The 26,807-nt window shown below is 57.5% G+C and carries 21 protein-coding genes; 7 read left to right on the top strand and 14 right to left on the bottom strand.

Annotated elements, in window-relative coordinates; translation table 11 throughout:
- Positions 1 to 67 precede the first annotated feature (67 nt).
- Positions 68 to 328: a GlsB/YeaQ/YmgE family stress response membrane protein gene (locus tag HDF10_RS01940; RefSeq protein ID WP_179639430.1), complete on the bottom strand. Its 261-nt coding sequence runs from the start codon at positions 326 to 328 to the stop codon at positions 68 to 70.
- A gap of 363 nt (positions 329 to 691) precedes the next feature.
- Here HDF10_RS01940 and HDF10_RS01945 point away from each other — a divergent pair, with 363 nt between their 5' ends.
- Positions 692 to 1,426 carry an MgtC/SapB family protein gene (locus HDF10_RS01945; RefSeq protein WP_183809946.1) on the top strand — a complete coding sequence of 245 codons (735 nt, stop codon included), beginning with the start codon at positions 692 to 694 and terminating at the stop codon, positions 1,424 to 1,426.
- A 45-nt stretch (positions 1,427 to 1,471) separates the two neighbouring features.
- Here the strand turns inward: HDF10_RS01945 and HDF10_RS01950 are convergent, their stop codons facing one another.
- Positions 1,472 to 1,819 carry an STAS domain-containing protein gene (locus tag HDF10_RS01950; RefSeq protein ID WP_183809948.1) on the bottom strand — a complete coding sequence of 116 codons (348 nt, stop codon included), beginning with the start codon at positions 1,817 to 1,819 and terminating at the stop codon, positions 1,472 to 1,474.
- 415 nt (positions 1,820 to 2,234) lie between these two features.
- Between HDF10_RS01950 and HDF10_RS01955 the strand changes: the two genes are divergently transcribed.
- Positions 2,235 to 3,149 (top strand): hypothetical protein, encoded by a 915-nt coding sequence (locus HDF10_RS01955; protein WP_183809950.1) that lies wholly within the window; start codon positions 2,235 to 2,237, stop codon positions 3,147 to 3,149.
- Positions 3,150 to 3,178: 29 nt separating this feature from the next.
- Complete coding sequence (locus tag HDF10_RS01960) at positions 3,179 to 3,706, top strand: lipocalin-like domain-containing protein (protein ID WP_183809959.1); 528 nt, start codon at positions 3,179 to 3,181, stop codon at positions 3,704 to 3,706.
- Between the two features lie 21 nt (positions 3,707 to 3,727).
- Here HDF10_RS01960 and HDF10_RS21150 read toward each other — a convergent pair whose 3' ends face one another.
- From HDF10_RS21150 to HDF10_RS02000, 8 genes are all read right to left on the bottom strand, one after another.
- On the bottom strand, positions 3,728 to 4,342 hold the full coding sequence (locus tag HDF10_RS21150) for an AraC family transcriptional regulator (RefSeq protein WP_311732677.1): 615 nt from the start codon (positions 4,340 to 4,342) through the stop codon (positions 3,728 to 3,730).
- 42 nt (positions 4,343 to 4,384) lie between these two features.
- Positions 4,385 to 5,326: an NAD-dependent epimerase/dehydratase family protein gene (locus tag HDF10_RS01970; protein ID WP_183809961.1), complete on the bottom strand. Its 942-nt coding sequence runs from the start codon at positions 5,324 to 5,326 to the stop codon at positions 4,385 to 4,387.
- Between the two features lie 308 nt (positions 5,327 to 5,634).
- Positions 5,635 to 6,390: a hypothetical protein gene (locus tag HDF10_RS01975; protein ID WP_183809963.1), complete on the bottom strand. Its 756-nt coding sequence runs from the start codon at positions 6,388 to 6,390 to the stop codon at positions 5,635 to 5,637.
- Positions 6,391 to 6,494: 104 nt separating this feature from the next.
- Positions 6,495 to 7,010, bottom strand: coding sequence for an REP-associated tyrosine transposase (locus HDF10_RS01980; protein WP_183809965.1), 516 nt, complete (start codon positions 7,008 to 7,010; stop codon positions 6,495 to 6,497).
- Positions 7,011 to 7,165: 155 nt separating this feature from the next.
- Positions 7,166 to 7,804: a PEP-CTERM sorting domain-containing protein gene (locus tag HDF10_RS01985; protein WP_183809967.1), complete on the bottom strand. Its 639-nt coding sequence runs from the start codon at positions 7,802 to 7,804 to the stop codon at positions 7,166 to 7,168.
- A 477-nt stretch (positions 7,805 to 8,281) separates the two neighbouring features.
- Positions 8,282 to 8,500: a transposase gene (locus HDF10_RS01990; protein ID WP_183809969.1), complete on the bottom strand. Its 219-nt coding sequence runs from the start codon at positions 8,498 to 8,500 to the stop codon at positions 8,282 to 8,284.
- 1,163 nt (positions 8,501 to 9,663) lie between these two features.
- Complete coding sequence (locus HDF10_RS01995) at positions 9,664 to 10,149, bottom strand: hypothetical protein (protein WP_183809971.1); 486 nt, start codon at positions 10,147 to 10,149, stop codon at positions 9,664 to 9,666.
- Between the two features lie 161 nt (positions 10,150 to 10,310).
- Positions 10,311 to 12,389: a glutamine--fructose-6-phosphate aminotransferase gene (locus tag HDF10_RS02000; RefSeq protein ID WP_183809973.1), complete on the bottom strand. Its 2,079-nt coding sequence runs from the start codon at positions 12,387 to 12,389 to the stop codon at positions 10,311 to 10,313.
- A gap of 139 nt (positions 12,390 to 12,528) precedes the next feature.
- Between HDF10_RS02000 and HDF10_RS02005 the strand changes: the two genes are divergently transcribed.
- Entirely contained in the window at positions 12,529 to 13,728 is a 1,200-nt protein-coding gene (locus HDF10_RS02005; protein ID WP_183809976.1) for an acetate/propionate family kinase, read from the top strand.
- 66 nt (positions 13,729 to 13,794) lie between these two features.
- Complete coding sequence (locus tag HDF10_RS02010; protein ID WP_183809978.1) at positions 13,795 to 16,215, top strand: phosphoketolase family protein; 2,421 nt, start codon at positions 13,795 to 13,797, stop codon at positions 16,213 to 16,215.
- Positions 16,216 to 16,288: 73 nt separating this feature from the next.
- Here the strand turns inward: HDF10_RS02010 and HDF10_RS02015 are convergent, their stop codons facing one another.
- Positions 16,289 to 19,621: a TonB-dependent receptor gene (locus tag HDF10_RS02015; RefSeq protein ID WP_183809980.1), complete on the bottom strand. Its 3,333-nt coding sequence runs from the start codon at positions 19,619 to 19,621 to the stop codon at positions 16,289 to 16,291.
- A 636-nt stretch (positions 19,622 to 20,257) separates the two neighbouring features.
- Here HDF10_RS02015 and fabF point away from each other — a divergent pair.
- Positions 20,258 to 21,511 carry a beta-ketoacyl-ACP synthase II gene (gene fabF / locus HDF10_RS02020; RefSeq protein WP_183811460.1) on the top strand — a complete coding sequence of 418 codons (1,254 nt, stop codon included), beginning with the start codon at positions 20,258 to 20,260 and terminating at the stop codon, positions 21,509 to 21,511.
- 2 nt (positions 21,512 to 21,513) lie between these two features.
- On the opposite strand, the gene HDF10_RS02025 is transcribed toward fabF, so the two are convergent.
- Both HDF10_RS02025 and HDF10_RS02030 read right to left on the bottom strand, forming a co-directional pair.
- Entirely contained in the window at positions 21,514 to 22,332 is an 819-nt protein-coding gene (locus HDF10_RS02025) for a glycosyltransferase family 2 protein (RefSeq protein ID WP_183809982.1), read from the bottom strand.
- Between the two features lie 278 nt (positions 22,333 to 22,610).
- Complete coding sequence (locus HDF10_RS02030) at positions 22,611 to 23,336, bottom strand: FkbM family methyltransferase (protein ID WP_183809984.1); 726 nt, start codon at positions 23,334 to 23,336, stop codon at positions 22,611 to 22,613.
- 299 nt (positions 23,337 to 23,635) lie between these two features.
- Here HDF10_RS02030 and HDF10_RS02035 point away from each other — a divergent pair, with 299 nt between their 5' ends.
- Positions 23,636 to 25,153 (top strand): MFS transporter, encoded by a 1,518-nt coding sequence (locus HDF10_RS02035; protein ID WP_221271362.1) that lies wholly within the window; start codon positions 23,636 to 23,638, stop codon positions 25,151 to 25,153.
- Positions 25,154 to 25,168: 15 nt separating this feature from the next.
- Here the strand turns inward: HDF10_RS02035 and HDF10_RS21155 are convergent, their stop codons facing one another.
- Positions 25,169 to 26,404, bottom strand: coding sequence for a beta-ketoacyl-[acyl-carrier-protein] synthase family protein (locus HDF10_RS21155; protein ID WP_183809988.1), 1,236 nt, complete (start codon positions 26,402 to 26,404; stop codon positions 25,169 to 25,171).
- Positions 26,405 to 26,807: the final 403 nt, after the last annotated feature.

The following is a 26,807-nucleotide window of genomic DNA, read 5'->3' on the forward strand; positions in this document are numbered from 1 at the left end:
ATCGAGATCGAGACGTGAGCATGCGGATTGAGGAGAGCGGTTGAAGTTATCCGTTCGGCCGGCCGACTTAGAGGTTTCGAGCTCTGTTGCCGGTGACGAGGCGAAGGAGCAGGGTGAGAAGGACTGCGCCGACGATGGCGACGATGACGGTGTAGATAAGGCCGCCCGATCCTGCATAGCCGAGCTTCTGCATGATGAAGCCACCAACGACGGCTCCGATGATGCCGATGACGATGTCACCGATTGCGCCGTAGCCGCTGCCCTTCATGAGCTTGCCGGTGAGAAAACCAGCGATGAGGCCAACAATGATCCACCAGATGATAAACATTTCGAACTCTCCTGAGAATTGAGATAGGGGCCCGCGCAGCTGTGTCGGAGTGGCGTTCGGATCGATACCTGCGGCTCACATCCGGGGGGTGCAATCTTTCAGAGGACATTCCGTTCCGGCGAGTTGTTCGTATGCAGTATTTTGTGCTCAGATTTGTTTCGTAAGTTTCGGAGAAGCTTATCAGTATCGGGGCTGAAGGGGAAGATAGTTAGAGGCGACACGCTTTGGAAGAGCGGCTAGCTATTTATCAAAGCTGGTCATTTATCCAGGCTGGTTCTCTATCGAATTGAAGGGTGAAGAAGAGATTTGCGCCTCCGCTGGGTGAATGTGCAAAGCTATACGGGAGAGGGCGATAGGTAATTTATGACGAATCCCTGGCTCCATTGGTGGACGGATTCGGCGTCACTGCTGCACCAGGCGACGTTTCCGCGCCTGACGCTGGCGTTGGTTCTCGGCGCCTGCATTGGAACGGAACGACAGTGGCGGCAGCGTGCGGCCGGGCTGCGCACGAATACGCTGGTGTGCTTTGGGTCTGCGGCGTTTGTCGATCTGGGTTCGACGATCGCGCCGGGAACGACGCAGGTGATCGCATACGTGGTCTCCGGCGTGGGCTTTCTGGGTGCGGGGGCGATTATGAAAGACGGCGGCAATGTGCGCGGATTGAATACGGCTGCCACGCTGTGGTGCTCGGCGGCTGTGGGTGCATGTGCCGGTGCGGGTGAGTTGCTGGATGCGGTTTTTGTGGCGGTGCTGCTGGTGGCGATCAATTCGGTGCTGCGTCCGCTGTCGCGCTATATCGATCAGCGGTCACTGTCGGTGCTGGAGACTCACACGTTTTATCGGCTGAGGCTCTTCTGCGAGACGGAGTTTCAGGGGGAGGCGCTGTATCAATTGACCCGCGAGATCGCGGCGCGTTCGCTGGTGTTGAGAAAGACGATTTCGGAGCAGGTTGAAGATACAGACAACTCGGTGATCCAGGTCATTCTTGAGTCGCCTGCGCATGATGCCACTCTTCTGGATGGAATCGCTGAAGAGCTGCGGGAGTTTCCGTGGACTCAATCGGTAGAGTGGACCGAGACCGGGAGCGAGGCGGAGTAGCTGTTCCTCTGCCACGTTCTGATGCCTGTCACATTCTGATGTCTGTCACATTCTGATGTCGTGTTCGCCGACGATGGTGAAGGCGGGGAGGAGGTTGGTCATGATGAGGAGGTCTCGGACCTTTTTGCCGATATGGCGGAGCTCGAGCTCGCAGCCTTTGGTGCGGGAGGAGACGTAGAGGCGGACGAGTGCGCCCAGGCCCATGCTGTCCATGTGGGTGAGATGGGAGAGGTCGAGGATGAGGCGCTGGTGGGTGGGGAGGAGCTGGGAGACGGGAGCGTAGAGGAGCTCGGTGAAGCCCGCTAGCAGTTTACCGTGACAGTGTATGACGGCTGTGTTGCCGTGGTCTTCGATCTCGAGCGTGAAGGGCGGCGGGGTGGCGGATGCGGACATGGGCGCTCCTTTGGGAGCCTATTCTATCGTTTGGAGTGGGAGAGGGATCGTGTTTCTGCGCGAATGCCCGTTTGCGCGCGGCGGGCGGCTTGAAGTACGCACCCAGCTTTGACAACTCATTTGCAGAGTTGTAGGTTTCATCTTATTCACAGATCTACCTGGAATCACAGATCTATCTGGACCTGCAACGCAGTTATTCCGGGCCTTTCTCTTGCAGTCTCGAGTTACTCACGACTTTTTGGAGGCGAAGATGTACTTTTCCGGCTCGCGTGTTAAACGAGGTGTGTTTTGCTGCCAGACTCTGATTGCGTTCCTCGTTGCGGGCTGCTCTCATCCGACAATGATAGTGACTGGGCCAGGGCCTGCGGCAACTGCGCCCTCTTTACCGGGACTTCCTTTTTACACGAAACATGGCGTGTGCAAGAGGGAGACGGTGTGGGTGGAGCCGCAGTACACGCTTAGTATCTCCGTGACTGCTGACAAACAGCTTCCGGTTACGAAGACCATGACGGTGACGCGGCAGGCTTATCTGAACGATGAAGTTCAGACGCTTATAACGGCGATGAATGCTTTGTCGGGCGAACATAAGGTTGATGCGAACGACGCCAGGGAATGCCCATCGAGCGTGGGGGCTGTTTGGGATAGAGTGGCTGGCAACAAGTCGTACTCTCCTGTCGCTGGGTTGGAGACTAGTGGTGGGCTGGGAGCTGCGGAAGGGGCTGGGAATATTGTTCGGGTGGGAGATAGTGCAGCGGTTGTTACGGAGGTGGACTACAAGAATGTCTACTACCTGAATACGAAGTCTCCGTGGATTGGGACGGCGCAGGTGAATGCGAAGCTGGGTAGCGATGGGACACTCACAGAGGCAAGTGCACAGGTTGACGATGAGACCTGGTCTACGATTCTGAACGCCGCTACGTCTCTGGTGGGCGATTTTTTTGGTGCCGGGTCTGGTGCGAGCGCACCTGCGGCAGCGTCTGCTCCCGCGGCTGCTGCCGCGCATACTGCAGAAGTAGTCCCGGAGAGAAGAGGTTTCTCCTGTCCTGCGCTGGCGGGTTGGCCAACGCCTACGGGGTCGTTCAGTTATAAGTATGGTCTGACGACGACTGTCTATAAGCATGATCATACGGAGTTGTCGGAGTTAGATAAGCCTTGCGAGACGACCCGGGAGGGTGTTGTTGGTGGCAACTTTACGGTTGTCGCAGAGGCGCCGGATGCGAAGGAGAAGAAGGACGACTCGGATACCATCTCGGTCAAAGGAGCGATCAAGCTGCCTAAGAAGAGTTCGGATGATAAGGCCAAGGGGACAGCAGGGAAGCAGGAGCAGTAGCGTTGAAGGGAGTCGATCGGGAGGAAGCCGTGCAGAGACGCAAATTGGGAAGCAGCAATCTGGAAGTATCAGCCATTGGATTCAAGGTTCTCTTTGCGTTCGCGGCTGCCGTTTTTGCGTTCGGTGGATTTGCGCAGGCCCAGGCGGTGACGAAAGGAGGCGAGAGGAACTCAACGAAAGAGAGGCTGATTGGCGCATGGCATCTGGTGTATCTCGATGCACCTGGACCTGATGGAAGACCTGTGTCTATCCCGCAGCCGCAGGGGATGTTGATCTATACGCGCGATGGACATATGTCCGTGCAGCTGATGTATCCGAAGTCAGCGAACGCGCAATCCAACGAATACGTTCGGAACGGATATGAGGCGTCCTTCGGCAGGTTCGACGTGGATGAAGCGGCACATACCTTGACGCATCATGTTCAGGGATCGGTGACGCGCGAGTTATTGGTTGGAAGAGACTTGCCGCGCCACTATCAGTTCACGGATGACGGGCACCTGATCATCCGGTCTACACGGCCTGAGGAACACTGGTCGGTGACTTGGGAGCACTACTAGATAGGACTGCAAGAGAACTCTCTATCGAGCCGCAGCCAGTTCCATCGGATGGTCCTTGCCGGCTTCATGGGCGGTTGAAGAATGCGGCATGTGGCTAATCCCCTTGCTGTGTTGTCGCGGCGAACAGCCCATCGTCCTCCTGAAGGCTTTGCCGAAGGCTCTTTCGGATTCGTAACCAAGCGATGAGGCGATTGCGGAGATGGAATCATCTGAACTCTTGAGCCTGTCTCCGGCCAGCAGCATGCGCCAACGCGTCAGGTACTCCATGGGGGTCGCCCCGACTGTCTCTTTGAACCTTAGAGCAAAGATCGATCGCGACATACCGACACGCTCGGCTAGTTTCTGTAGTGTCCAGGGATGCCCGGGATCGTCGTGCATGCAGGTGATCGCTGCGCTCATCTGTTTATCTGCCAGTGCGAAGAGCCAGCCGACGCCCCGTGTGGTCCCATCTTTCAGGTGCAGCCGAAGGGCTTGAACGAGCATCATGCAGGCGAGTTGTTGCGCGATCAAAGAGCCACCCGGCTGCGGGTTGCGCACCTCCTCCTTCATGCGCTCCAGCGACCAACGCATCGTCGACTGGCCCTGGCCTGATTGCCGATCTCGAACAGATGCGCTACTTCTAAGCCTGAAACAGATTGCGCACCAGCAGTGACTTTGCGCTGCTGGTGGCCACCCGCCCTAAAAGTCCAGTGTGATGTGGGAGTAAACGGGGTCGCAGAAGGTGATTTTGAGCGCCTCATCGAGGGGTGTCGCCTGGACGCCAAAGATAGACGGCCAGTCGATGACCTCGAAGACATCCGGTGTTACGAGCGCCTTGAGTTGACCGACGGTGAATGCGGGATTGCGATCGAAGAGGGCGTTCAACGCCAGCAAAGACCAAAAGAGGCTATATGGGATACGCTGGATGCGGGTTTTGGCTCCTGTTGCTTTTTTGACCGCCCGGATGAGGTCGATGTAGTCGATGCGTTCCCGCCCGGTGATGTTATAGGCTCCGGTGGCCTCGGTGTTGATGGCTGATGCGATGATTTCGCAGAAGTCCCCAACGAAGAGAGGTTGGCGCAGATATCTTCCTGAACCCGGGATGGGGAAGACAGGGGTTCGCTGCATGAAGCGAGCCAACCAGCCAACATGCTTGCGGTCGAACCAACCAAACATGAGGGTGGGACGAACGATAATCTGCTTAATTCCGGATGCGTCGACAAGAGCCTCCTGGGCTTTCTTTGTCTCCGTGTAGTGATCCACGGCCATGGAGTTGACCACGGAAGAGGAGATACTGACGAGGTAGGGCACTTTGTGTCGCAGCGCCGCCTCCAGCAGTCTCTCCGTTGCCCGGATGTTATTGCGCACAAAGTCTTCGGGCAAAAGTCCTCCGATTTGCGCATGACCGATAACGAGCACGTCACAACCGGCGAGTTCGGTCTGCCAATCTGTGCTTTTCTCGTCGGAGGCCAGGTCGTACTCCAGCACCCGGAGCGCAGGATGGGATTTACGGAGAATCGCGGTGTTGACCGGATGCTTATCGATCGCAACGATATTGGTTAGTTCGCTCGAGAGGAGGCGTGGAATCAGATTTTGGCCGACGAGGCCCGCCGCGCCGGTGATTACGATCTTTTTGTTCATTGTCAGTTACTTGGATTTTATCGTGAGGGGAGGAGGGCGGTTCGTACTTTCGCACGAAATGCCACCCGAGATGTGGGTTGGGTTTTATGTATGGCTGCACGGCTAGATTTTTTTTGGGTGGTGAATTGTGGTTTTTTGCAGGGGATTTTGCGAAAAATGGGTGTTTTGTGGTGGTTTTTTGATGGTGCGAAGGTGGTGGAATGCGTGGTAAACGTGGTGTTTTGGCAGTCACTTTTTCGGGGTCGAAAGATGCGCCAGATTTTTGGGATTTATTCTAGGCGCTTCCCGTTTTGGGAAATGAGTGGTTGTTATTTGGGGCATGCGTCGGAGCAGTAAGACGCGGTCATTAGAAAGCCGACCGACGCGATGGCGCATCCGATTCCAACGGTTCCGCCGCAGATGATGAGAGCGCCGAGACCAGAGATTCCGTTGCACAGGGCGTGACAGTTGCGCTCGGCCCAAACGTGAGGGTGGTCCTCTTTTTCGGGGTGGATGCCAGTGGTCTTCTCCAAGCCTTGGACCTTGTCCTGGACCGGGCCATTGAGCGGGGCGAGTTGCTCCTTGAGGTTGCCGGGCAGGACAGAGTCGAGTGAGGGAGGATATTTTGTGTCGGGGTTTGACGAACTGCCGATTGAGCCGGAGAACTCCTGCTTCTTGCCTGCCTGCTGCTGGAGGACAACTCTGAAGGTGACCTGTGGGGGCTGGTCGGGTTGAGTGGGGGATTGTTTTGCGTTGACCTGGATGTAGTAGGTGAACCCGTGCCCATCGGTCAGGGTTTGAGAGGTGAATGCCTCGGTGGGCGAGGTATTGATGAGGGTTGTGCTGGTCTCGAAGAGCTTTGCGCCGTCTTTGGTGAGGACGATGTGGACGACGTCGCGGCCGTTCTGCCTGGTTTCGGTGATGTGCATGTCGACGCCGCCGGCGCTGATGGTCTGGGCGGTGGTCTGGTATGGGATGGGCTTGCTGGATGGTGTCTGCCCGAGGGCTTCCATGGTGGCGCTTGCGACGAGGGTAGAGATGACGAGGCGAAGGGCTTCGCGGCGGGTGAGTTTGACGGGGGACATTCTGTGCACACTCCTGAGCTCGGGGAGAGGTTGGCAGGGCCCGTTGTGCGAAGTGGAATTATTATCGCTCATTCTAATGTCGTGTCTCTCTGACGAGGCTCATTCTATCTTTCGGAGTGGCTCAGGAGTTGAGAGTGTTCACGGGCCGTCCAGTGGGATTCTATTTCGATTGGGCTGGGTTCCCCGGTGGCGTAGTGATTGAAGCTGCTCCAGCGGTAGTCTTCCGGACGGGCGACCAAACCTCTCGTTACCGGGTTGCGGTGGATGTAACGGACTTTCTCGACGAGTTTGGGTGTGGTGAAGACGTTGAAGTCGTAGTAGCGGGGCTGCCAGAATCGTTCGCCGGTGCCTTTGAGTAGCTTGGAAGATTCTCCTTTGAGTACTCGGATCGTTGAGAAGAGTTGGTGATGCTCGGGTTCGCTGAGGAGGAGATGGACGTGCTCGGGCATGAGGACGTAGGCGTAGATGGTGAAGTTATGGGAGCGGCGGGTTCGTTCGATGACTTGTTCGAGGATATCTTTGGATTTGGTGGATTCGAGGTAGGGAAGACGGTGGTAGCAGCTGAAGGTGATGAAGTGGAGTTGTCCTGTGTTCTGGCGTCGTTCTAAGCCTAAGGGCATGGATGGATTTTATCGGCTCGGGCAGGAAAGCGGTTCGTGCTTTCGCACGAATGCCCACTCATGCGGTGAGACTGCATGAATGGGGCACCCAAGGGTGTGGGTTGGTTTTATGTATGGGCCACCCGCCCACCCGCCACTGAGGGTACCGTTAGTTTTTAGCTATGGGCTAACCGTCGGCGGACAGCACCAGCAAACCCTAGTAGGCCTGTGCCCAAAAGAATCAAGCTTGAGGGTTCGGGTGTTGTCGTAACGATCATTTCTTGTGTCCAGGTGCCTCCGATTGAGGTGACGAATACTTCTCCGCCGTCTGTATCGAAGAACGGAGGGCATGGAGTGTAGATATCAACCACGCAGCCCACTCCGGGGTCAGTGTAGGGAAGAATACTAGTGACTGGACCGATGGATTGAGTGAAATTAGGGATATACAAGTCGTACGGCATGGACAGGTCCCCGATGTCGTCCTGCTCCGATATCTCGAAGGCAGAGTAATGGAAGATCCCTAAGTCAGTCACATACGTTCCAATTCCCTCGATACTCAATGTAGAGGTCGTGCCTGGATAGCCGGTTCCGAATTCAAATGTGTTAGGGCCGACAAAGTTTCCACCGGCGATGAAACCCGCTATGGTGTCGGCAGAGTATGAAAGGGTCAGTGTAATCAACTTGTTCGTAAAAGTTTGATTATTGAATGAGCCGCTGGCATCTTCAGAGACGATGAAGGTGACTCCATCAGCATGGGCAAGCGAGGATGTTCCGAGGATCGTAGCGGCGGCCAAGGCAAGGGTAAGTAAGCGCATATAAAGCTCCACTAGTGCTTGAAATTGTGGCTCGGATCTGGACAGACCCTATGCGCTATCGATGTGCAAAATCGAGGAAAAAATTAGGAAAGAGTTTAGTCAGCCCTAGACTCTGTGCCATACGAAGAACGGACAGTGGAGTTGTTCTGTGTTCTGGCGTCGTTCTAAAGCCTAAGGGCATGGTTGGATTTTATCGGTTGGGGAGGGAAGGCGGTTCGTGCTTCCGCACGAATGCCCACTCATGCGGTGAGACTGCATGAATGGGGCACCCGAGGTTGTGGCTGGTTTTATGTATGGGCCACCCGCCGTCGTTCTAAGCCTAAGGGCATGGTTGGATTTTATCGGGTGGGGAGGAAAGGCGGTTCGTGCTTCCGCACGAATGCCCACTCATGCGGTGAGACTGCATGAATGGGGCACCCGAGGTTGTGAATTGGTTTTATGTATGGGCCACCCGCCCACCCGAGGTGTGGCTTGGTTTTATGTATGGGCCACCCGCCTGAGGAGGAGATGGACGTGCTCGGGCATGAGGACGTAGGCGTAGATGGTGACGTTATCGGAGCGGCGGGTTCGTTCGATGACTTGTTCGAGGATGTCTTTGGATTTGGCGGATTCGAGGTAGGGAAGACGGTGGTAGCAGCTGAAGGTGATGAAGTGGAGTTGTCCTGTGTTCTGGCGTCGTTCTAAGCCTAAGGGCATGATTGGATTTTATCGGGTGGGGAGGGAGGCGGTTCGTGCTTCCGCACGAATGCCCACTCATGCGGTGAGACTGCATGAATGGGGCACCCAAGGGTGTGGGTGGTTTTATGTATGGGCCACCCGCCGTCGTTCTAAGCCTAAGGGCATCGTTGGATTTTATCGCTGGGGAGGGAAGGCGGTTCGTGCTTTCGCACGAATGCCCACTCATGCGGTGAGGCTGCATGAATGGGGCACCCAAGGTGGATTGGTTTTGTGTATGGGCCACCCGCCCTATCACTGCGGGCGGTTACTTCCCGAATTTTATCGGCTGGGGAGGGAGGGCGGTTCGTGCTTCAGCACGAATGCCCACTCATGCTGTGACTGCATGAGTGGAGCACCCAAGAGTGTGGGTAGGTTTTATGTATGGGCCACGCGCCCACCCGCCCCATCACCTCGTCCGCCACCAGACTTATGTCTACTTCTGGCGCATCAGCAACCAGACGATCAGAAACCCAGCTATGAAGATTGCGATCTCAACGAAGAGTACCCTTGGCGAGAAGAGGAGCACTCCGGTAACTCCTATAGTTCCATGTTTAGGCGCTAGCTTGCTGAGCCAAATGATAGAAATCACATAAGACAATAGCAACGCTGCGAAACCTCCGAAGATTGATTTCACATAGATCATTGTAGATTCCTTAATTACACGGACCGGGACCGCTCGCTTGCGTCTCGACGGTAACCCCAGGTAGGCATACTCCACCAATAACAACAGAACGTGCTTTTATATAGCTCGGACAACCCATCGAAAATAGAACCCCGACACTACTCGTGCAGGTCGGTGTACCTGTTGAGCAAGCGAGGAGAGTGTAATGGCAAAGACCATTTACTACTAGAGGAGGACCAGCCCAGTACGTATCTGCAATACGAAACAATGCTGAGGTGAGGACAACGGTTCCATAACCATCACAGCCGGGCCAGTTCAGTTCATGGCTGGAACTTATCGTAACGATTCCGCTGCTAGTAGAACTACTTCGGTGGATAAGTGCAAATGTTTTCGATGGTTGGATAGTCAACCGAGTCACTGGCTTCGAACCAATCTCGATTAAGCGGATCGCACTGTCCCCATTGTGCAAAAGCATGGCTAGTTGAAGCAAGCAATATAACAATGAAGATTGCATACTTGATCATTTGCTACTCCTCATACGGACCTCCATTTTCGACTTCTTGTTTTCTAGATAATTTCGAAACGCAACCAAGCCATCTGGAGATAGTTCGGTCCGAAGCCTTTGAATAACATGTACATAAAGCTTCACTTCGCCTCGTTGCAAAGCGGAAGGTGTCATGTTCTTCTTGTTTGGATCGTGAAGATTACGAAGGGATGTAGCATACTCATGAAAGATGTTTTGGAGAATTTCGCGGTCTTTCAGATCAAGTCCCGTATGAAGTATCAGCGCCTTGCTTCTGGCTTGATCGATAGCAGGTGCCGAGCTATCCGTTGCGGCTACGCGTAAGAATGCGTACAGCGCTATGTTGGTCGAGACAACAAGGTTGGGTTTAGCAGACTGGCCTACTTGTGCTGGGGTACTCGCTTGGCTCAGTAGAAGGTTGGATTGAGCATCAAAGGCAACAACGCATAAGATCGCAATCGATATGTGTCGCATTCTTCCCATTTGATTCTCCGCGTTGCTGGGATGAGGGCTCGTAGATGCGCAAAATTCACGATAAGCCTGGACTGAATTGTGGTATTTGTCAAGAAAAAATATCGTCGAATTGTCGATTACGAAGCTTAATTCAAGCTTGTTAAATACGCTTATCAAACAAGACAAGCTGGCTATTCGACGGTAACGCTCTTTGCTAGGTTTCTGGGTTGGTCTACGTCGCAGCCTCGGCGTACGGCTATGTGGTAGGCGAGGAGTTGGAGGGGGACTACTTCGAGGATGGGGAGGAGTAGTTCGGGGGCCTGGGGGATGTAGATGGTCTGCTCGACGAGCTGGCTGATCTCGGTGTCGCCTTCGATGGCGATGGCGATGACGCGGCCAGAGCGGGCGGTGACCTCTTGAATGTTGCTGAGGGTTTTTTCGTACTTGAGGACGCTGGAGGGATCGTTGGGGTCCTTGGTGGCGATGCAGACGACGGGGAGGGATTCGTCGATGAGGGCGTTGGGGCCGTGCTTCATCTCGCCGGCGGGGTAGCCTTCGGCGTGGATGTAGGAGATCTCCTTGAGCTTGAGTGCGCCTTCGAGGGCGATGGGGTAGTGGATGCCGCGGCCGAGGAAGAGGAAGTCGTCGGAGGTGTGGAAGAGGCGGGCGAGCTCTTCGCACTGGGCGGAGAGAGGAAGGCGGACGGTGGAGCGGCGTTCTGTATCAGATGCCGCGGCGCGTGTGGCGTGGCGGATGGGGGCGGCGACGCCTTCGGAGGAGCCGGGAGCGTCGGGGGAGTTGATGTTGAGCATGGAGGCGAGCTTGCCGGGGAGTTTGGAGAGCTCGGTGACGAGGTGGAGGGATTCTTCGTCGGAGATGGTGCCGCGGACCTGGGCGAGGTGGAGGGCGAGGACGAAGAGGGCGGTGAGCTGGGCGGTGAAGGCCTTGGTGGAGGCGACGCCGATCTCGGGGCCGGCGTTGGTGGTGAGGGTGCCCTGGGCTTTGCGGGTGACGGCGGCGCCGACGACGTTGCAGATGGCGAGGGTCTTGGAGCCTTTGGCGATGAGCTCGGCCTGGGCGGCGAGGGTGTCGGCGGTTTCGCCGGACTGGGTGATGAGGAGGCCGATGGCGCGTGGGTCGGCGATGGGGTCGCGGTAGCGGTACTCGGAGGCGTAGTCGACTTCGACGGGGAGGCGGGCGAGGCGCTCGATCATGAACTTGCCAGCGAGGCCAGCGTGCCAGGAGGTTCCGCAGGCGGCGATGGTGATCTGGCTGGCGTTGCGGAGGTCGTCGTCGGAGATCTGCATGGCTTCGAGGAAGACTTTTCCGGTTTCGAGGGAGACGCGGCCGAGGGTGGTGTCGCGGATGGCGCGGGGCTGCTCGTTGATCTCCTTGAGCATGAAGTGCTTGTAGCCGGCTTTTTCGGCCTGGATGGGGTCCCAGGTGATGCGCTGGACTTTCAGGGGGAGTGGGTTGGCGTCGAAGTCGGTGAGGGTGACGCCGTCTTTGGTGAGGATGGCGAGTTCGCCGTCGGCGAGGAAGTGGATGTTGCGGGTGTGGTGGAGGATGCCGGGGACGTCGGAGGCGAGGAAGAATTCGCCGTCGCCGATGCCGATGACGGCGGGCGGGCCCATGCGGGCGGCGACGAGCTTGTTGGGTTCGAGCGCGGAGAGGACGCCGATGGCGAAGGCTCCGGTGATGCGTTTGACTGCGCGGCGGACGGCTTCTTCGAGGGAGATGGTGGGCTTGTTGGGGAGGGTGAGGACGGCTTCGGACTCGTTGGCCTCGGGTGGTGCTTGCCGCACGGGCGCCGAGCCTTCGGCGTGATTTTCCCGACCACCTTTGGCGGCCAGGTTGAACTCGTCCTCGATGAGGTGGGCGATGATCTCGGTGTCGGTTTCGGAGACGAATTTGTGGCCTTTGGCGATGAGGGCGTTCTTGAGGGAGAGATAGTTTTCGACGATGCCGTTGTGGACGACGACGAGGGTGCCTGAGCCGTCGCGGTGCGGGTGGGCGTTTTCTTCGGTGGGGCGGCCGTGGGTGGCCCACCGGGTGTGGCCGATGCCGAAGGTGCCGTCGATGGGGGAGTCGCGGATGACGGTTTCGAGGTTGCGGAGCTTGCCGGGGGCGCGGCGGAGTTCGAGGCCGGAGTGGCCTCCGGCTACGGCGATGCCGGCGGAGTCGTAACCGCGGTACTCGAGGCGGCGAAGACCTTCAATGATGACGGGGACGACAGACTGAGGACCAATGTATCCAACGATTCCACACATGGAATGAGTTTAGATGGGTGGGGCGGATTTTGCGCGAGGAAGCGGGTGGGACTTTTGGGGGAGGTGCGCTTGCGGGGAGAATTTACGGGTCTGTGATGGGCTGGGTGTAGCGTAGAGAGGTGTTTGCGACAGGGGTGCTGTGCACATACTCGTTATCAATAGCGGATCTTCGTCGATAAAGTTTTCCCTGTTTGAAGCTGAGGGGGAGGAGACTCGGTCGCTGTTTGAGGGTGAGGTGACCGGCATTGGCGGGGCCAAGGGGAGCTTTAAATTTCGCGACGCTGGGGGGCGGGATTTAAGTGGGGGACGCAGCGAGGTAAAGGCTCAGACTGCGGTGGAGGCGATTGGGCTGGTAGTTGAAGCGGTGAGCGGGCAGGGTTTGCCGACTGTGGATGCGGTGGGATACCGGGTGGTGCATCCGGGAGCGAAGCTGGATCGGCATCAGCGGATTACCGAGGAGGTGCTGAAGGATCTTGAGGAGGCGGTGGTGTTTGCGCCGCTGCATGATCCTGCGGTGATTGTGGTGATCAAAGACATGATGGCGAAGTTTTCAGGGGTGGCGCACTACGCCTGCTTTGACACGGTGTTTCACGAGACGATGCCTGAGGCCGCGACGACGTATCCGATCCCGGTGGAGTATCGCGAGCGGGGAGTTCGACGGTACGGGTTTCATGGCTTGAGCTGCGAGTCGATTGTGCAGCAGTTGCGAGCGGAGAAGGAGATTTCGTTTCCGAAGCGGATGGCGATTGCGCATCTGGGGAGCGGGTGCAGCGTTACGGCGTTGGTGGATGGGTGCTCGATCGACACGACGATGGGGCTTACGCCTACGGGTGGAGTGGTGATGGGGACTCGGCCGGGAGATCTTGATCCGGGGCTGGTGCTTTATCTGCTGCGGCAGATGAAGGGCGATCAGGTCGGGGCGCTGGAGAAGATGCTGAATCATGATGCGGGGATGGTGGCGCTTTCGGGAATGCCGAACGATATGAAGGCTGTGCGGGAAGCTGTGGCGAAGGGCGATGCCGCGGCGAGCCTGGCGGTGGAGATCTTTACGCGAAGTGTGAAGAAGGCGTTGGGAGGGTTTATTGCGCTGATGGGTGGCGTCGATGCGGTGGTGTTTGCAGGTGGAATCGGGGAGCATGATACGCGGTCTCGGTGGGAGATATTGGCTGGAATGGACGGTTTAGGTATTTCTATTAATTCTGAGTTGAACGAGGCTAAGGGCGATGCCGTCCGACAGATAAGTGCATCTGACTCAATGACGACAGTACTTGTCGTTCCGGCTAAAGAGGATTGGATGATCGCGATGCATGTTCATCGAATGGCCCAATCTGCTAAATAGTTCTTTTTCCGGTTACAAATTTTCCAGGATTACTTCCGGCTCTACTGATTACTGACGGAGTTATTTATGAGCAATGTATCCAAGGAACAGGTTAAAGATAAGAGTCAGGGTGGTAAGCCGCTTTCGGCTGATGAGCTGCGAAAGATGGATGCCTATTGGCGCGCGTGTAACTATCTTTGCGTGGGGATGCTCTATCTGCGTGCGAATCCACTGCTGCGGGAGCCTTTGAAGCCGGAGCACATCAAGAACCGGTTGCTTGGGCATTGGGGATCGGACCCTGGGCAGACATTTGTGTGGGTGCATTTGAACCGGCTGATTAAGAAGTACGATCTGGATTTGATTTACCTTTCGGGGCCGGGTCATGGGGCGCCTGCGACGCTTTCGAACAGTTATCTGGAGGGTGTGTATTCGGAGGTGTATCCGGATAAGAGCGAAGACGTGGCAGGAATGCAGAAGTTCTTTAGACAGTTTTCGTTTCCTGGCGGGATTGGTAGCCACTGCACGCCGGAGACTCCGGGGTCGATCCATGAGGGCGGTGAGCTTGGGTACAGCCTTTCGCATGGGTTTGGGGCAGCGTTCGATAATCCTGACTTGATTGTGACGGTGGTTGTGGGAGATGGAGAGGCCGAGACCGGGCCGCTGGCTACTTCGTGGCATTCGAATAAATTTCTGAATCCTGTGCGCGATGGTGCGGTGCTGCCAATACTGCACCTTAACGGTTACAAAATTGCGAACCCCACGGTGCTGGCGCGCATTACGCCTGAAGAGCTGGAGTGGATGTTCAAGGGATATGGGTGGGAGCCGCATGTTGTCGAAGGAGACGATCCGGCAACGATGCATCAGTTGATGGCGGGAGTGATGGAGGATTGCGTGAAGGAGATTCGCGCGATTCAGAAGAAAGCCAGGAGTGCGCCTAAGGGGACAGAGCCGGAGCGGCCGCGGTGGCCGATGATTATTCTGCGCTCGCCGAAGGGATGGACTTGCCCGAAGGAGATTGATGGGCACAAGTTGGAGGGCTCGTGGAGGGCGCACCAGATGCCAATTCTCGATCCGGTGACGAATCCGAAGCACTTAAAGCTGGTTGAGAAGTGGATGAAGAGCTATAAGCCGGAGGAGTTGTTTGATGATTCGGGCAGGCTGGTCGCGGAGCTGAGGGAGACGGCACCTGTCGGACAACGAAGGATCACTGCGAATCCGCATGCGAATGGGGGGCTGCTGCGGAAGCCGATGGAGCTGCCGGACTTTCGCGACTATGCGGTGAAGGTAGAGAAGCCCGGGCAGGTTGAGGTTTCGCCGACCGATGTGCTGGCGCATTTTTTGCGGGATGCGATGAAGAGGAATATGACGAGCTTTCGTGTGTTTGGGCCTGATGAGACGGCGTCGAATAAGCTGCAGGCGATCTACGAAGGCAGCCACGGCAAGACGTGGATGGCGAAGCTGCTACCGGAGGATGCGGATGGCGGAGACCTCTCGCGAGAGGGCCGCGTGATGGAGATTCTGAGCGAGCATACGCTTGAGGGATGGTTCGAAGGCTATGTGCTGACGGGGCGGCATGGCTTCTTTTCGACGTATGAATCGTTTGTGCACATTATCGATTCGATGTTCAACCAACATGCGAAGTGGCTGGAGAAGAGCAAGCTGGAGCTGAGATGGCGGGCGCCGATCTCGTCTATCAATCTGCTGATTACTTCGTTGGTGTGGCGGCAGGATCATAACGGATTTACGCATCAGGATCCGGGATTTTTAGATGTGGTGACGAATAAGAGTCCGGAGGTGACGCGAATCTATCTGCCGCCGGATGCGAACTGCCTGTTGAGCGTGGGGGATCACTGTCTGCGGAGTTCAAACTATGTGAATGTGATCGTCGCGGATAAGGCACCGCATCTGCAGTATCTGAATATGGAAGATGCGGTAACGCACTGCACGAAAGGGATTGGGATCTGGGACTTTGCGAGCAACGATGCGGGGGATGAGCCGGATGTTGTGATTGCGTGTGCGGGGGATATTCCGACGGAAGAGGCGCTGGCTGCTGTTGCGATTCTGCGGGAGCGGTGTGCGGATCTGAAGATTCGGTTTGTGAACGTGGTGGATCTGTTCCGGTTGATGCCGGAGACGGAGCATCCGCATGGGCTATCGGAGAAGGAGTTCGATAGCCTGTTTACGAAGAACAAGCCGGTGATCTTCAACTTCCATGCCTATGCTTCGCTGGTCCATAAGTTGACGTATAAGCGGACGAATCATGAGAACTTTCATGTGCGCGGGTACAAGGAGAAGGGGAATATCAATACTCCGTTAGAGCTGGCGATTCTGAATCAGATCGACCGGTTTGACCTGGCGATCGATGTGATCGATCGAGTGCCGAAGCTGCAGATGACGGCGGCGCATACGAAGGAGTGGTTGAAGGGGCAGATTATCGAAGCGGTGAACTACGCGCATGCGAACGGAATTGATAGCAAGGAGATTCGGGAGTGGAAGTGGCCTTTGTAGATTGATTGCTCCGACGTGAAAAAGCCCCATCCGGCGATGCTCTGCTGAATGGGGCTTTTTGTTGCGGTTTGGGTTAGAAGATGATCTTTCCACCGAATTGAGTGTTGAAGGCTTCGCCGGCGCCGATGCCAGGTGCGCCGTTGTAGTCTCCGATGGTGTCGCTGAGTCGTGAGCTGCCGCCGACGGAGGGGGAAGGAGGAGCGAAGTTATTACGGTTGAGGAGGTTGAACATCTCTGCGCGTAACTGGATGGTGAGCCGCTCGCCGATCCTCGTGTTTTTGAAGACGGAAAGATCGACGTCACTGTAGCCAGGTGCGTAGAACGAGTTACGGCGAACGGTGCCGAAGGTGCCCGGAGTCGGATCCTGGAACGCGCTGAGATCGATCCAGCTTGCGGTTGTGGACTGGCCTTGATAGCCGACGCGTGCGGGAGCGATTTGAACTGCGCGGTCGTTGCCTTCGTTGGTTCCGCTCAGGTCCCCGGAGGCGTGAACGGTGAAGGGTTGGCCACCATGGAAGGTAAGCAGACCGTTGACCTGCCAACCGCCGGTGAGGCCCTTCAGATGCTGCGAGCCAGGAACTTCATAGCTCATGAAGCTGACGAAGGTGTTCCTGGTGTCGAAGTCTGAGTTGCCGTAGTCGCCTTTGAAGTTGGTGCTGTCTTGAGGGAGAGCACCGCGATAGGCGCTGACTTCGTCAAGGGAGTGAGACCAGGTGTAGATGGTTTGTGTGGAGAAGTGATGCCAGTTGGTGATGCGAATTTGTGCCTGAAGTGAGTTGTAGTTCGCGGTGCCGATGCTTTCGATCTGGTTGATGTTGCCGTACTGCTGATAGGGGCCGTAGAAGGGACGATGTTGCTGGCGTTTGAAGTCAGCGGACTCAGGATTTGGTACCGTTGGTGGATCGCTGACATAGACGCCGGGAGTGGCCTGGTTGATGTCGAGGAGGCTGAGGAGATGACGGGCTGACGAGCCTACATATCCCAGTTGAAAGATTACGCTGGGTGCCAGGGTGTGCTCGAGGTTGACGTTGTAGTTCTCATTGTAGGAGGGGCGGAAGTTGGGGTTGACGGAGAAGACGCCGCAGGGAGAGGTTGCTTTGCAAGGGTAGCCTACGGATGAGGGAAAGATGGGAACGCCCTGCACGATGGTGGTGTTCGATCCGCCATTAGCGGCCGAGACTGAGTAGACAGGATTCGGACCGCCTGGATTGCCTTCGACTCCGTTGGGAGCCTGATTGCCAGGACGATTGTCGAGGAAGGGATTGAGGTTTGGGGTGTCGGCGTACCATCCGTAGCCGGCACGGAAGACGGTGTTGGAATCGAGAGCATAGCTGAGGCCGACGCGCGGGCTGAAGTTCTTGTAGTACTTGGGATAAAGAGAGTCGATCTCGCTACCCTGGAAGGCGAGGCCTTCGGTTGCGGTAAGAGCCGGACGGAAGGTTGACATATCCTTGTACGAGTTGTGGAGCGGCCCTTCATAGTCGTAGCGGATTCCGTAGTTGACGTTGAGTTTTGGCGTAAGTTGCCATGAATCACCGGCGTTGAGGAACCAGGTGTTGACGAAGACCTGACGCTCGGGGTCGCCGATGGTGATGCTGGCGGCGGATGTTGTTCCGGCCAAAAAGTCAGCGAGGGAGTAACGGTATCCGTCCAGACCATCTGGATTCGGTGTTGGCGCGTTGCCGCCGTTCCTTTGGGTGGCGACGGCAGTGGTTTGAGTTCCGTCGAAGGTGAAACTGCCGGTTGCATGGCGATGATAGAACTCATCCAACTGTGCCTGGCGGTATTCTCCACCGAAGCGCATCTGGTGTTTGCCTTTGGTCCAGGAGAGCTGATCGGTGAGGTGACCTGTGATGTCGTTGCGGCCCTCGGGAGGGGTCAGGCCGACGGGGTCGAAGTTGCTGCTTGCGGCGCTTGTGCCGCCGCCTGTGGTGGCGGGCCTGCCGATGGTGATGTTCGGCGCGTTGGGGAAGGTGGCGCCAGTGATGAAGCCGAGGCTTTGAACGTCCTGTCCGGTCTGGTTATCGTTGAAGACCTGATTGAAGTAGTTGACTCCGGCGAGAACCTGGTTGGAGATGCTGGACGAGATGACACGGTTGTAGACGATGGCGATGTTTTGTACGTGAATGGGTGCGACTTCGTAGTAAGCGAGGAGCTGCGAGCCGACGGGTGCAACCTGACTTCCTTGACCGACGAACCAGTGAGCGCTGAGGTTGTCTTTGTCGCTGAGGCGATAGTCAACCTTGCCGAGACCGTTCCAGCTGTAGCCATACTCGGGATCGCTGGAATGGAAGTTGTTTACGGTTCCTACGGTGTCTTGCGCAAGGACACTTGAACCCCAGAGTCTGTTGAGGACGCTCTGCATGACGGGGTTGACCGCAATTCCGTTCTGCGCAAGGATTGCAGTGGCTTGACTCTGCCAGCCTACGGAGGGTTCGGTTGCGTTCCCGGATTGGCCGATGACGAAGCGCTGATGTTCAAAGGTGGCGAAGCCGAAGAGTTTGTCCTTGAGGAAGGGGCCGCCGACAGAGAAGCCAGTGTTGTAGTTGCGAACCTTCTGCTTGGTGGAGGAGAAGGGGCTCTTGGCTCCGAAGACTTCGTTGCGATTGAAGTAGTATGCGGTGCCGTGAAGCTGATTGGTACCGGAACGAAGAGTGAGGTTGACGGTGCCACCTGGGTTGCGGCCGCCTTCGGGACCGGACTGTGTCTGGGCAGAGAACTGGTCGACTGCGTCGAGTGGGAGGATGATTCCTGCGATGCCGGAGACGCCGCCTTGATTGACCGCGGGGATGTTGTGCCAGAGATCGTTGTTGTCCACGCCATCGATCTGCCAGTTCATCTGATTGGCGCGGGTGCCGTTGAGCGAGCCGTAACCACCACCGCTGTAGCCGGCGTAGCCAGGGGTGAGGGAGATCATCTGGGTGAAGTCGCGGCCGTTGAGCGGGAGGTCTGCGACAACCTTGGCGTCAAGCACAGTGGTTTGCGTGGTGGTTGTTGTGTCGAGAGCTACGGCTGCTGCATCGACTTCTACAGTGGTGGCGGAGCTGGAGAGTGGAAGAGAGACTGGGAGAGTGAAGATGACTCCGGCCTGAACGGAGATCTTGTCGGTTTTCACGGTCTGGAAGCCTGAGAAGCTGACGGTGACGCTGTAGCTTCCGAGAGGAAGATCCTGGAAGAGGAACTCTCCGCCGCTGGAACTGGTGGTGGTGTGCTTGACGTCGGTGTCGGTTTGGACGGCGATGACGGTTGCGTTGGCGATGGCGGCGCCGGTGCGGTCGGTGACGGTACCGTTGATTCCGCCGCGGAAGGTCTGGGCGTTCGCAAACGATGTTCCGAGAGTGGTTAGCAGAATGGCGGCGAGACTGTAGAGCACAGCCTGTAGGGGGCTTACCGATTGCCTATGCATAGGACCTCCGAAAAAAGACAAAGAATCTCCCTTATCGCTCTCAAGCGATTTTTTAAGTTCGTTTTAGACAACAAGCCGGCGTCGCAGCGGAATGCTGCGGGTGCGTCACTGTGTTCCAAGGGCCAAGCGGCTGCTAGAAGTGTGGCGAAAACGGCAAATTAAGAAAGAGTGAGCCAACCCTAAATGGCTTTCACGAATATTGCAAGAATTTTTTTGAGATATTACACAACGAATTTAACGGTCTGGAAGGCAGGGATCGCAGATGGGGAGCAAAAGATTTGTAACTTTGAGAGTCGAGAGGAAGTCTCACTGCGAGGCGTTGCCGACGGGTTTTGCAGGGCTGTCTGGCAGGAGCTTAACTTTGCGAAGTCGATTCCAGTTTCGGGCGACGCATCGCTTTTTGGGGAGTCTTTTTTCAGACAGATGATTGCAAGTTGTTGGGGCGATTTCGAGTTGGAGTCTCGGCGACTTCGCTTTCAAGGTTCTGTCTAGATTTGGTGGAAATAAATTATGATTATCATGTAAATTAAAATGTTTTTCGAGACAGATGTTTGTCTTTGAAGGACAGGCGTTCGACGTGGCGAGGCGATGGCTGCCCGTTGCGAAAAGAGGAGTTGGATGACTTCGAAGACAGAGATGAGAGAGCAGTTTCGCGTTGTGGTGACGGGGGTTGGGCTGGTGAGTCCGGTAGGGGTTGGCACGGAAGCGACCTGGGCTGCGCTGCAAAGCGGAGATTCCGGTATCGACAGAATCACGCTCTTCGATCCAGAGAGATTCAGCTGCCAGTTTGCCGGAGAGGTAAAGGGATTTGTTGCTGAGAACTTTGTTGATCGCAAGGATGTGAAGAAGATGGGGCGCTTCATTCAGTTTGCGATGGCTGCGGCGCAGTTTGCGATGGAGCAGTCGGGGCTGGATATGTCGGCTGAGGACCCGGAGCGCGTGGGCGTGTACGTCGGCAGCGGGATTGGAGCGTTCGAGGTGATCGAGCGAGAGCATACGAAGCTGCAGAGCGGCGGCCCCGATAGGATTTCGCCGTTCTTTATTACGGCGACGATCGCTAATCTGGCGGCGGGTCAGATCTCGATACGTTATGGGGCTACCGGGCCGAATCTGACGTGTGCCACTGCATGTACGACTGGGGCGCATGGAGTTGGTGAGGCGTTCAGGATACTCCAGAGGGGCGATGCGGATGTGATGATCTGCGGCGGGAGTGAAGCTGCGGTCACGCCTCTTTCGGTGGGCGGGTTCGGTGCGATGCGGGCTCTGTCGACGCGCAATGAGGATCCGGCGCGGGCATCACGGCCGTGGGATCGCGGGCGCGATGGATTTGTTGTGGGCGAGGGCGCGGGAGTTCTTGTGCTTGAGGAGCGGGAGCATGCGCTGAAGCGGGGAGCGACGATACTGGCTGAGATCGTGGGCTATGCTGCGAACTCGGATGCATTTCATACGAACGCTCCGCCGGAGGATGGGCGTGGAGTTCGGCGCGTGATGCAGTTGGCACTCAAGGATGCTGGGCTTGAACCGAGTGCGATTCAGTACTTGAATGCGCATGCTACGTCTACTCCGCTAGGAGACAGAGCGGAGGCCATGGCGATCTGCGAGACGTTCGGGGATCACGCGAAGAGCCTTCTAGTGAGTTCGACGAAGTCGATGACGGGACATCTGCTGGGTGGTGCGGGGAGTCTTGAGGCTGGCATTACGGTGCTGGCGCTGCGGGATCAGATTGCTCCTCCGACTACGAACATCGAAGATCTGGATGAGGTGGTTCAGTTTAGATTGGTGAGGGACAAAGCAATCAGTGCGCCGATGGAGTATGCGATGTCGAACTCGTTCGGATTTGGAGGAACGAACGCTTCGCTGATCTTCCGGGTGCATCATCCTGATGTGTGAGGTTACGCTCCGCCGCTGCGAAGCTCTTTGGTCTTGAGGACGATGAGGTACTCGTAGAAGGCCTGGAGGGTGGCGTAGGTGAGGCCAGCGCTCCCGTCGAGGATCGCTCCGCGGAGGAAGACCATGTAGAGCCACTTGAGGAGAGGGCGGCCCGGGAGGCGGTAGAAGATGGCCTTCTGATGGAGGCGGCGCGTGTGGAAGTCTGGGTCGCGTAGGGCTGTGATCAATGAGGGATTCTGCAGGCCTTGATTGCGGACGATGAGCTCGGCCTCCATGGTGGAGTAGAGGTTATGCTTCTCGATCCAGCGGGCGATGCCCTTGGAGAAGGGGTAGTGATCGAGCGGGTAGCTGAGCTCGGCTACGGGGCCGTCGATCTCGAGAACTTCGTTGATGGCGCGGGTGTAGCGCGCGTGCGCGGGGCGTACGAGGCGGATGTAGAACGGAGAGATCTGCGCGTGTTTGAGCCAGGTGTTTAAGAGGAAGTCACGGCGGCGTACGCGGAAGGCTGCGGTCTGGTCGGGAGCTGCGAGAGAGAGCTGTTGCATCTCGCGGGAGAGCTCAGGGGTGGGCCGCTCGTCGGCGTCGAGGATAAAGACCCAGGTGTGTTTGAAGGGGATGGTGGTAAGGGCGGCGTTGCGATGGGTGGCGTAGTCGTCGAAGGTACGGGTGTGGATGTGGGCGCCGGCGGCGTTGGCGATCTCGACGGTGTTGTCTGTGGAGTGGGAGTCGAAGACGTGAATGTCGTCGGACCAGGAGACGGAGGAGAGGCAGTCGGGGAGATCGCGCTGCTCGTTGCGGGTAAGGATGAGAACGGAGATCATCTTCGGCTATGGTACCGCGATGATCTCCAATTGTGGTTAGAAGCGGAGGACCAGGCCTGTGGTGAGAGTCTTTGCGCTGTCACCGTTTGAGGAGTCGTCGAGGCTGTAGCTGAAGTCGGGAGCGAAGTTTAGGAAGGGAAATTAGGCGGCTGGCGGCTCCGAGGAAGTGGCCGCAGAAGACGATTTGATTCGTGAAACCGGGAGATGGCTGTTCCCGTTGCAGGTCCGCCTCTAGAGTCCCGAGGCGGTCAGCAGCTAGTGTCACGATCCTTCAAGCGCTAAGCGGGATTGCTCACCAAAGAGCTCTGCTCGTGAGGAAGGAAGAAGTAGTTTGGTGTTTTGTCGGCGGGAGTCGCGATCCGGAAGGTACCGTGTTCGTAGATGTAGGCATCGTAGTCGAGTGAGGCGAAGAGCTCGAAGGTGCGAGAGCTGGAGACCTCAACCACCCAGATGGGGCGGGAACGAGCGATCAGTTCGAGCGCGCCGTTGATGCATGGGACCTCGTGGCCCTCTACGTCGCACTTGATGAGCCGTGGGCTAAGAGTTGGAAAGAGGGTGTCGAGCCGTGTCACTTTGACAGGAATGTCGCCCGTCTCAGAGAGGGTGGACTCGTAGATGTTTGCGCCTCCGGAGGCGTACTGCGGCATGCTCATTGCGGCGTGGTCCTGGTCACGGTCCGAGGCGGCAAGGTTGTAGCAGGTGACGTTGGGGAGGTTGAGGGCGCGGACGTTGGAGGTGAGGTAAGAGAAGGTCTCGGGGACGGGTTCAAGCGAATGAATCTGTCCGGCTGGGCCGACGAACTCCGAACAGAAACGGGTGTAGACACCGATGTTGGCGCCGATGTCGAACACGACATCGCCGGCACGCAGGAGCGCTTTGCAACCAAGGAGATCGGGCTCATCGTTGAGGTCGTAATGCTTCAACTGGTCCTGGTAATGACGGGCGCGAACTGGCTTGAGGACAGAATCGGGAAGGTACTTCAGTGCGATCTGTTTTAGAGGCATTGCTGCTCCATGGAATGAGTGCCACATTCGGAAGCCTTATAAAAACGGTTCCGTTGCGAGCAGTATAGCCCGCCGATATGTATTTTTTAGTGCACCTTAAGAAGTAGAAACGATTCTGTGAGTACGCGCGTGAATACCTCTACGCCACTGAAATTGCGTGAAGGTGCATTCTGATAGCGGGGAGAAGCGAAGTTCTGGGAGAGTCACGCTGCCGGGGCAGTGTCATTGCTGATTGCTGGTATGATCGGCGGCGGTGAGGGGTTAAACCAATGCCTAATTTGCCTTGTGAAGAAGGTGCGATGCGTAGTGTGGCCTCTGCACCGGAGAAGACGCGGGGCGGGGTGTGGGTACTTGCGGCTACGATTCTTGGATCGAGCATGGTGTTCATCGATGGGACGGTGGTGAACGTTGCGCTGCCGGCGTTGCAGAGCGCTCTGAATGCCACTGTGACCGATGTGCAGTGGGTGGTTGAGGCGTATGCGTTGTTTTTGGCGGCGCTGCTACTGGTGGGCGGGTCGCTGGGCGATCTTTATGGGCGGCGGAAGATTTTTTTGATTGGGGTGGTGTTGTTTGCCGGGGCTTCGGCGTGGTGCGGGTTTGCTTCTGATGTTCGTGCTCTGATTGTGGCTCGGGGATTGCAAGGGGTGGGTGGGGCTTTGCTGGTGCCGGGTAGCCTCGCGTTGATCAGTTCTTCGTTCTGCGCGGAGGAGCGAGGGCGTGCGATTGGGACGTGGTCGGGCTTCACGGCGATGACCGCGGCGGTGGGACCTGTGCTGGGTGGTTGGTTGATCGAGCATCTCTCTTGGCGTTGGGTGTTCTTTATCAATTTGCCGCTGGCTCTTTTGGTGGTGTTGATCTCTTTGGCACGGGTGCCGGAGAGTCGCGATGAGAAGATGATGCAGAGGCTGGATGGGTGGGGGGCGGCTCTGGCTACGGTAGGATTGTGCGGGATTACGTTTGCCTTGATTGAGGCCGGGGGCGGCGGGAGACGGGCGTTGATTGCTGGCGTGGTTGGCGTGACGGCTCTTGCGGCGTTCTTTGTGGTGGAGTCGCGGTCTGAGGCTCCGATGCTGCCGCTGGGGCTGTTTCGATCGCGGACCTTCAGCGGGGCGAATCTGATGACTTTGTTTTTGTATGCGGCGCTGAGCGGGGTGTTGTTCTTTCTGCCGTTGGATCTGATCCAGGTGCAGCACTACTCGGCTACGCAGGCGGGTGGGGCCTTGCTTCCACTTATTTTGCTGGTCTTTCTGTTGTCGCGGTGGTCGGGTGGGTTGATTGTGAAGTATGGGGCGCGGCTGCCTCTCATTATTGGGCCTTTGATTGCGGGTGTGGGATTTGGATTGTTGCGGCGGGGAGGGGTGGGTGGGTCTTACTGGTCGACTGTGTTTCCGGCGGTGATTGTGCTTGGGCTGGGGCTGGCGGTGAGCGTGGCTCCGTTGACGACTACGGTGATGAGTTCGATCGATCAGAGCCGGGCGGGCGTGGCTTCGGGGATCAATAATGCGGTGTCGCGCGTGGCTGGATTGCTGGCGATTGCGGTGATGGGGCTGCTGTTTTCGATGACGTTCAACGGGAGGCTGGGGCGGGGGCTGGATGAGCTGGGGCTTCCGGCGGCGGAGCGTCAGAGTGTGGATGCCCAGAGGGCCAAGCTGGCGGCGGCGAAGAGCGACGATGTGCGGGTGCAGCGGCTGATTGGGAAGTCGTTCGTCGGTGCTTATGGGGTGGTGTTGTGGATTGCGGTGGGGCTCTCGGTGGCGAGTGCTTTGAGTGCTGCGTTGTTGATCGAGGGGAGACCGGCGCCGGTGCGGGTTGAGTGAGTTTTTTGCTTCGGATTATTTGATGGGGCGGAGGGCGAGGACGGCGTTGAGGCCTCCGAAGGCCAGGGAGTTGGAGAGGGCCAGCTTCGGAGAGGTGGGGCGGGGGGCGCCGAGAATGATGTCGAGGTCGATCGCGGGGTCGACCTGGGTGATGCCGGTATTGGCGGGGAGGAGACTCTCTTTGAGGGCGAGGATGGTGGCGAGGGCTTCGAGGGCTCCGCTGGCTCCGATGGAGTGACCGTGGAGGGATTTGGTTGAGCTGACGGGGATCTTTGATGCGAGCGGGCCGAAGACCTGATGGATGGCGGCGGCTTCGGTGACGTCGTTGACCAGGGTACCGGTGCCGTGGGCGCTGAGGTAGCCGACTTCTTCGGGTGAGGCGCCGGCGTCCTTGAGGGCGGCGCGCATGGCGGCGGCGGCACCGTCGGGGTGGGGCTGGGTGATGTGGCTGGCGTCGGCGGAGCTGCCGGTGCCTACGATCTCGGCGTAGATGGTGGCGTTGCGGGCTCTGGCGGACTCGAGGGTTTCGAGGGTGAACATGGCGGCGCCTTCGCCGAGGGTCATGCCGTCGCGGTCGGCGGAGAAGGGGCGGCACTGGGTGGGGGAGACGACGCGCATGCTGTCCCAGGCGCGAAGGAAGCCGAAGGTTAGGGGGGCTTCGTGGCCGCCGGTGATGGCGGCGTCGATCATGCCTGCGCGGATCATCTGGAAGGCGAGGCCGATGGCGTGGGCGCCGGAGGAGCAGGCTGTGGAGATGTTGAGGGAGGGTCCGGTGATCTTCTGGTCGATGGAGATGTTGCTGGCTCCTGCGGAGGCCATGGTGCGGACGACGGTGAGGGGATGGACGCGGGCGTCGCGGGTGTAGAGCCTGTTGGTCTCGGTCTCTTCGGCCTGGCGGCCACCGCATGCGCAGCCGACGATGATCGCGATCTTCTCTGGTGCGTAGTGGCTGGTCAGCTGGGATTCAGCGGCGGCCTGGCGGGCGGCGACGACGGCGAAGTGCACGGTTCGGTCGGTGGCGGTGAGGATGCCCGAGTCGAGGTGCTGGCGGGCGTCGAAGTCTTTGACGGCGGCTGTCTGGGTGAAGCGGAGGCCCTGGGTCTTGTCGTCAGGGGCGCGGGCGGGGGCTTCGGGGTAGGGGGGGAAGGGGGCGATGCCGGTGGTGCCGGCGAAGAGGGAGGTGCGGAAGTCCGCGACGGTGTTGCCGATGGGGGTGATGCATCCGAGGCCGGTGACTACGACACGATTCACTTCTTCTCCCTGATGGTGCTCTGGTGATTGTAGATTCTTCCGGGGGCTGGGCTACCCCCTCCCCCCTGGGGGTATTTTGTGGCTAAAGTACTTTTTTTGAATGGTTTGCAGTGGACGTTTGCCTGCAAAGTGTTGCATTGAAATGGGTTGCCTGTAAAATATTCCATTCAAAAGGGTTACGGGATCCTGTCGGTGTGCTGTCCATGATCTGCCTGTCGGTTGTCAAAGAAAAGCCCCTGTTGATCTCAGGGGCTTACTTTGTTCTGTATCCATTATATCTGTGTGGATCAATCTCATACGCCACGCGTTGGCGCGGGGTTTGGGGTTTCTGGGGTTGACAGGGTGTGGGAGGAGTAAAAACTATCTCGGATACCGACTAACCCTGAGAGGGAACTCGGCTTAG

This window comes from Tunturiibacter empetritectus (genome assembly GCF_014201375.1).
GTDB lineage: Bacteria > Acidobacteriota > Terriglobia > Terriglobales > Acidobacteriaceae > Edaphobacter > Edaphobacter lichenicola_D.

Excerpts from the sequence above, each read along its gene's own strand:
- HDF10_RS01970 (WP_183809961.1), bottom strand. The coding sequence starts at position 5,326 with ATGAACAAAAAGATCGTAATCACCGGCGCGGCGGGCCTCGTCGGCCAA.
- fabF (WP_183811460.1), top strand. The coding sequence starts at position 20,258 with ATGAGAGAGCAGTTTCGCGTTGTGGTGACGGGGGTTGGGCTGGTGAGT.
- HDF10_RS01945 (WP_183809946.1), top strand. The coding sequence starts at position 692 with ATGACGAATCCCTGGCTCCATTGGTGGACGGATTCGGCGTCACTGCTG.
- HDF10_RS01950 (WP_183809948.1), bottom strand. The coding sequence starts at position 1,819 with ATGTCCGCATCCGCCACCCCGCCGCCCTTCACGCTCGAGATCGAAGAC.
- HDF10_RS01980 (WP_183809965.1), bottom strand. The coding sequence starts at position 7,010 with ATGCCCTTAGGCTTAGAACGACGCCAGAACACAGGACAACTCCACTTC.
- HDF10_RS01985 (WP_183809967.1), bottom strand. The coding sequence starts at position 7,804 with ATGCGCTTACTTACCCTTGCCTTGGCCGCCGCTACGATCCTCGGAACA.
- HDF10_RS02035 (WP_221271362.1), top strand. The coding sequence starts at position 23,636 with ATGCGTAGTGTGGCCTCTGCACCGGAGAAGACGCGGGGCGGGGTGTGG.
- HDF10_RS02010 (WP_183809978.1), top strand. The coding sequence starts at position 13,795 with ATGAGCAATGTATCCAAGGAACAGGTTAAAGATAAGAGTCAGGGTGGT.
- HDF10_RS02015 (WP_183809980.1), bottom strand. The coding sequence starts at position 19,621 with ATGCATAGGCAATCGGTAAGCCCCCTACAGGCTGTGCTCTACAGTCTC.
- HDF10_RS02000 (WP_183809973.1), bottom strand. The coding sequence starts at position 12,389 with ATGTGTGGAATCGTTGGATACATTGGTCCTCAGTCTGTCGTCCCCGTC.
- HDF10_RS01990 (WP_183809969.1), bottom strand. The coding sequence starts at position 8,500 with ATGCCCTTAGGCTTAGAACGACGCCAGAACACAGGACAACTCCACTTC.
- HDF10_RS02030 (WP_183809984.1), bottom strand. The coding sequence starts at position 23,336 with ATGCCTCTAAAACAGATCGCACTGAAGTACCTTCCCGATTCTGTCCTC.
- HDF10_RS02025 (WP_183809982.1), bottom strand. The coding sequence starts at position 22,332 with ATGATCTCCGTTCTCATCCTTACCCGCAACGAGCAGCGCGATCTCCCC.
- HDF10_RS01995 (WP_183809971.1), bottom strand. The coding sequence starts at position 10,149 with ATGGGAAGAATGCGACACATATCGATTGCGATCTTATGCGTTGTTGCC.
- HDF10_RS01940 (WP_179639430.1), bottom strand. The coding sequence starts at position 328 with ATGTTTATCATCTGGTGGATCATTGTTGGCCTCATCGCTGGTTTTCTC.
- HDF10_RS01975 (WP_183809963.1), bottom strand. The coding sequence starts at position 6,390 with ATGTCCCCCGTCAAACTCACCCGCCGCGAAGCCCTTCGCCTCGTCATC.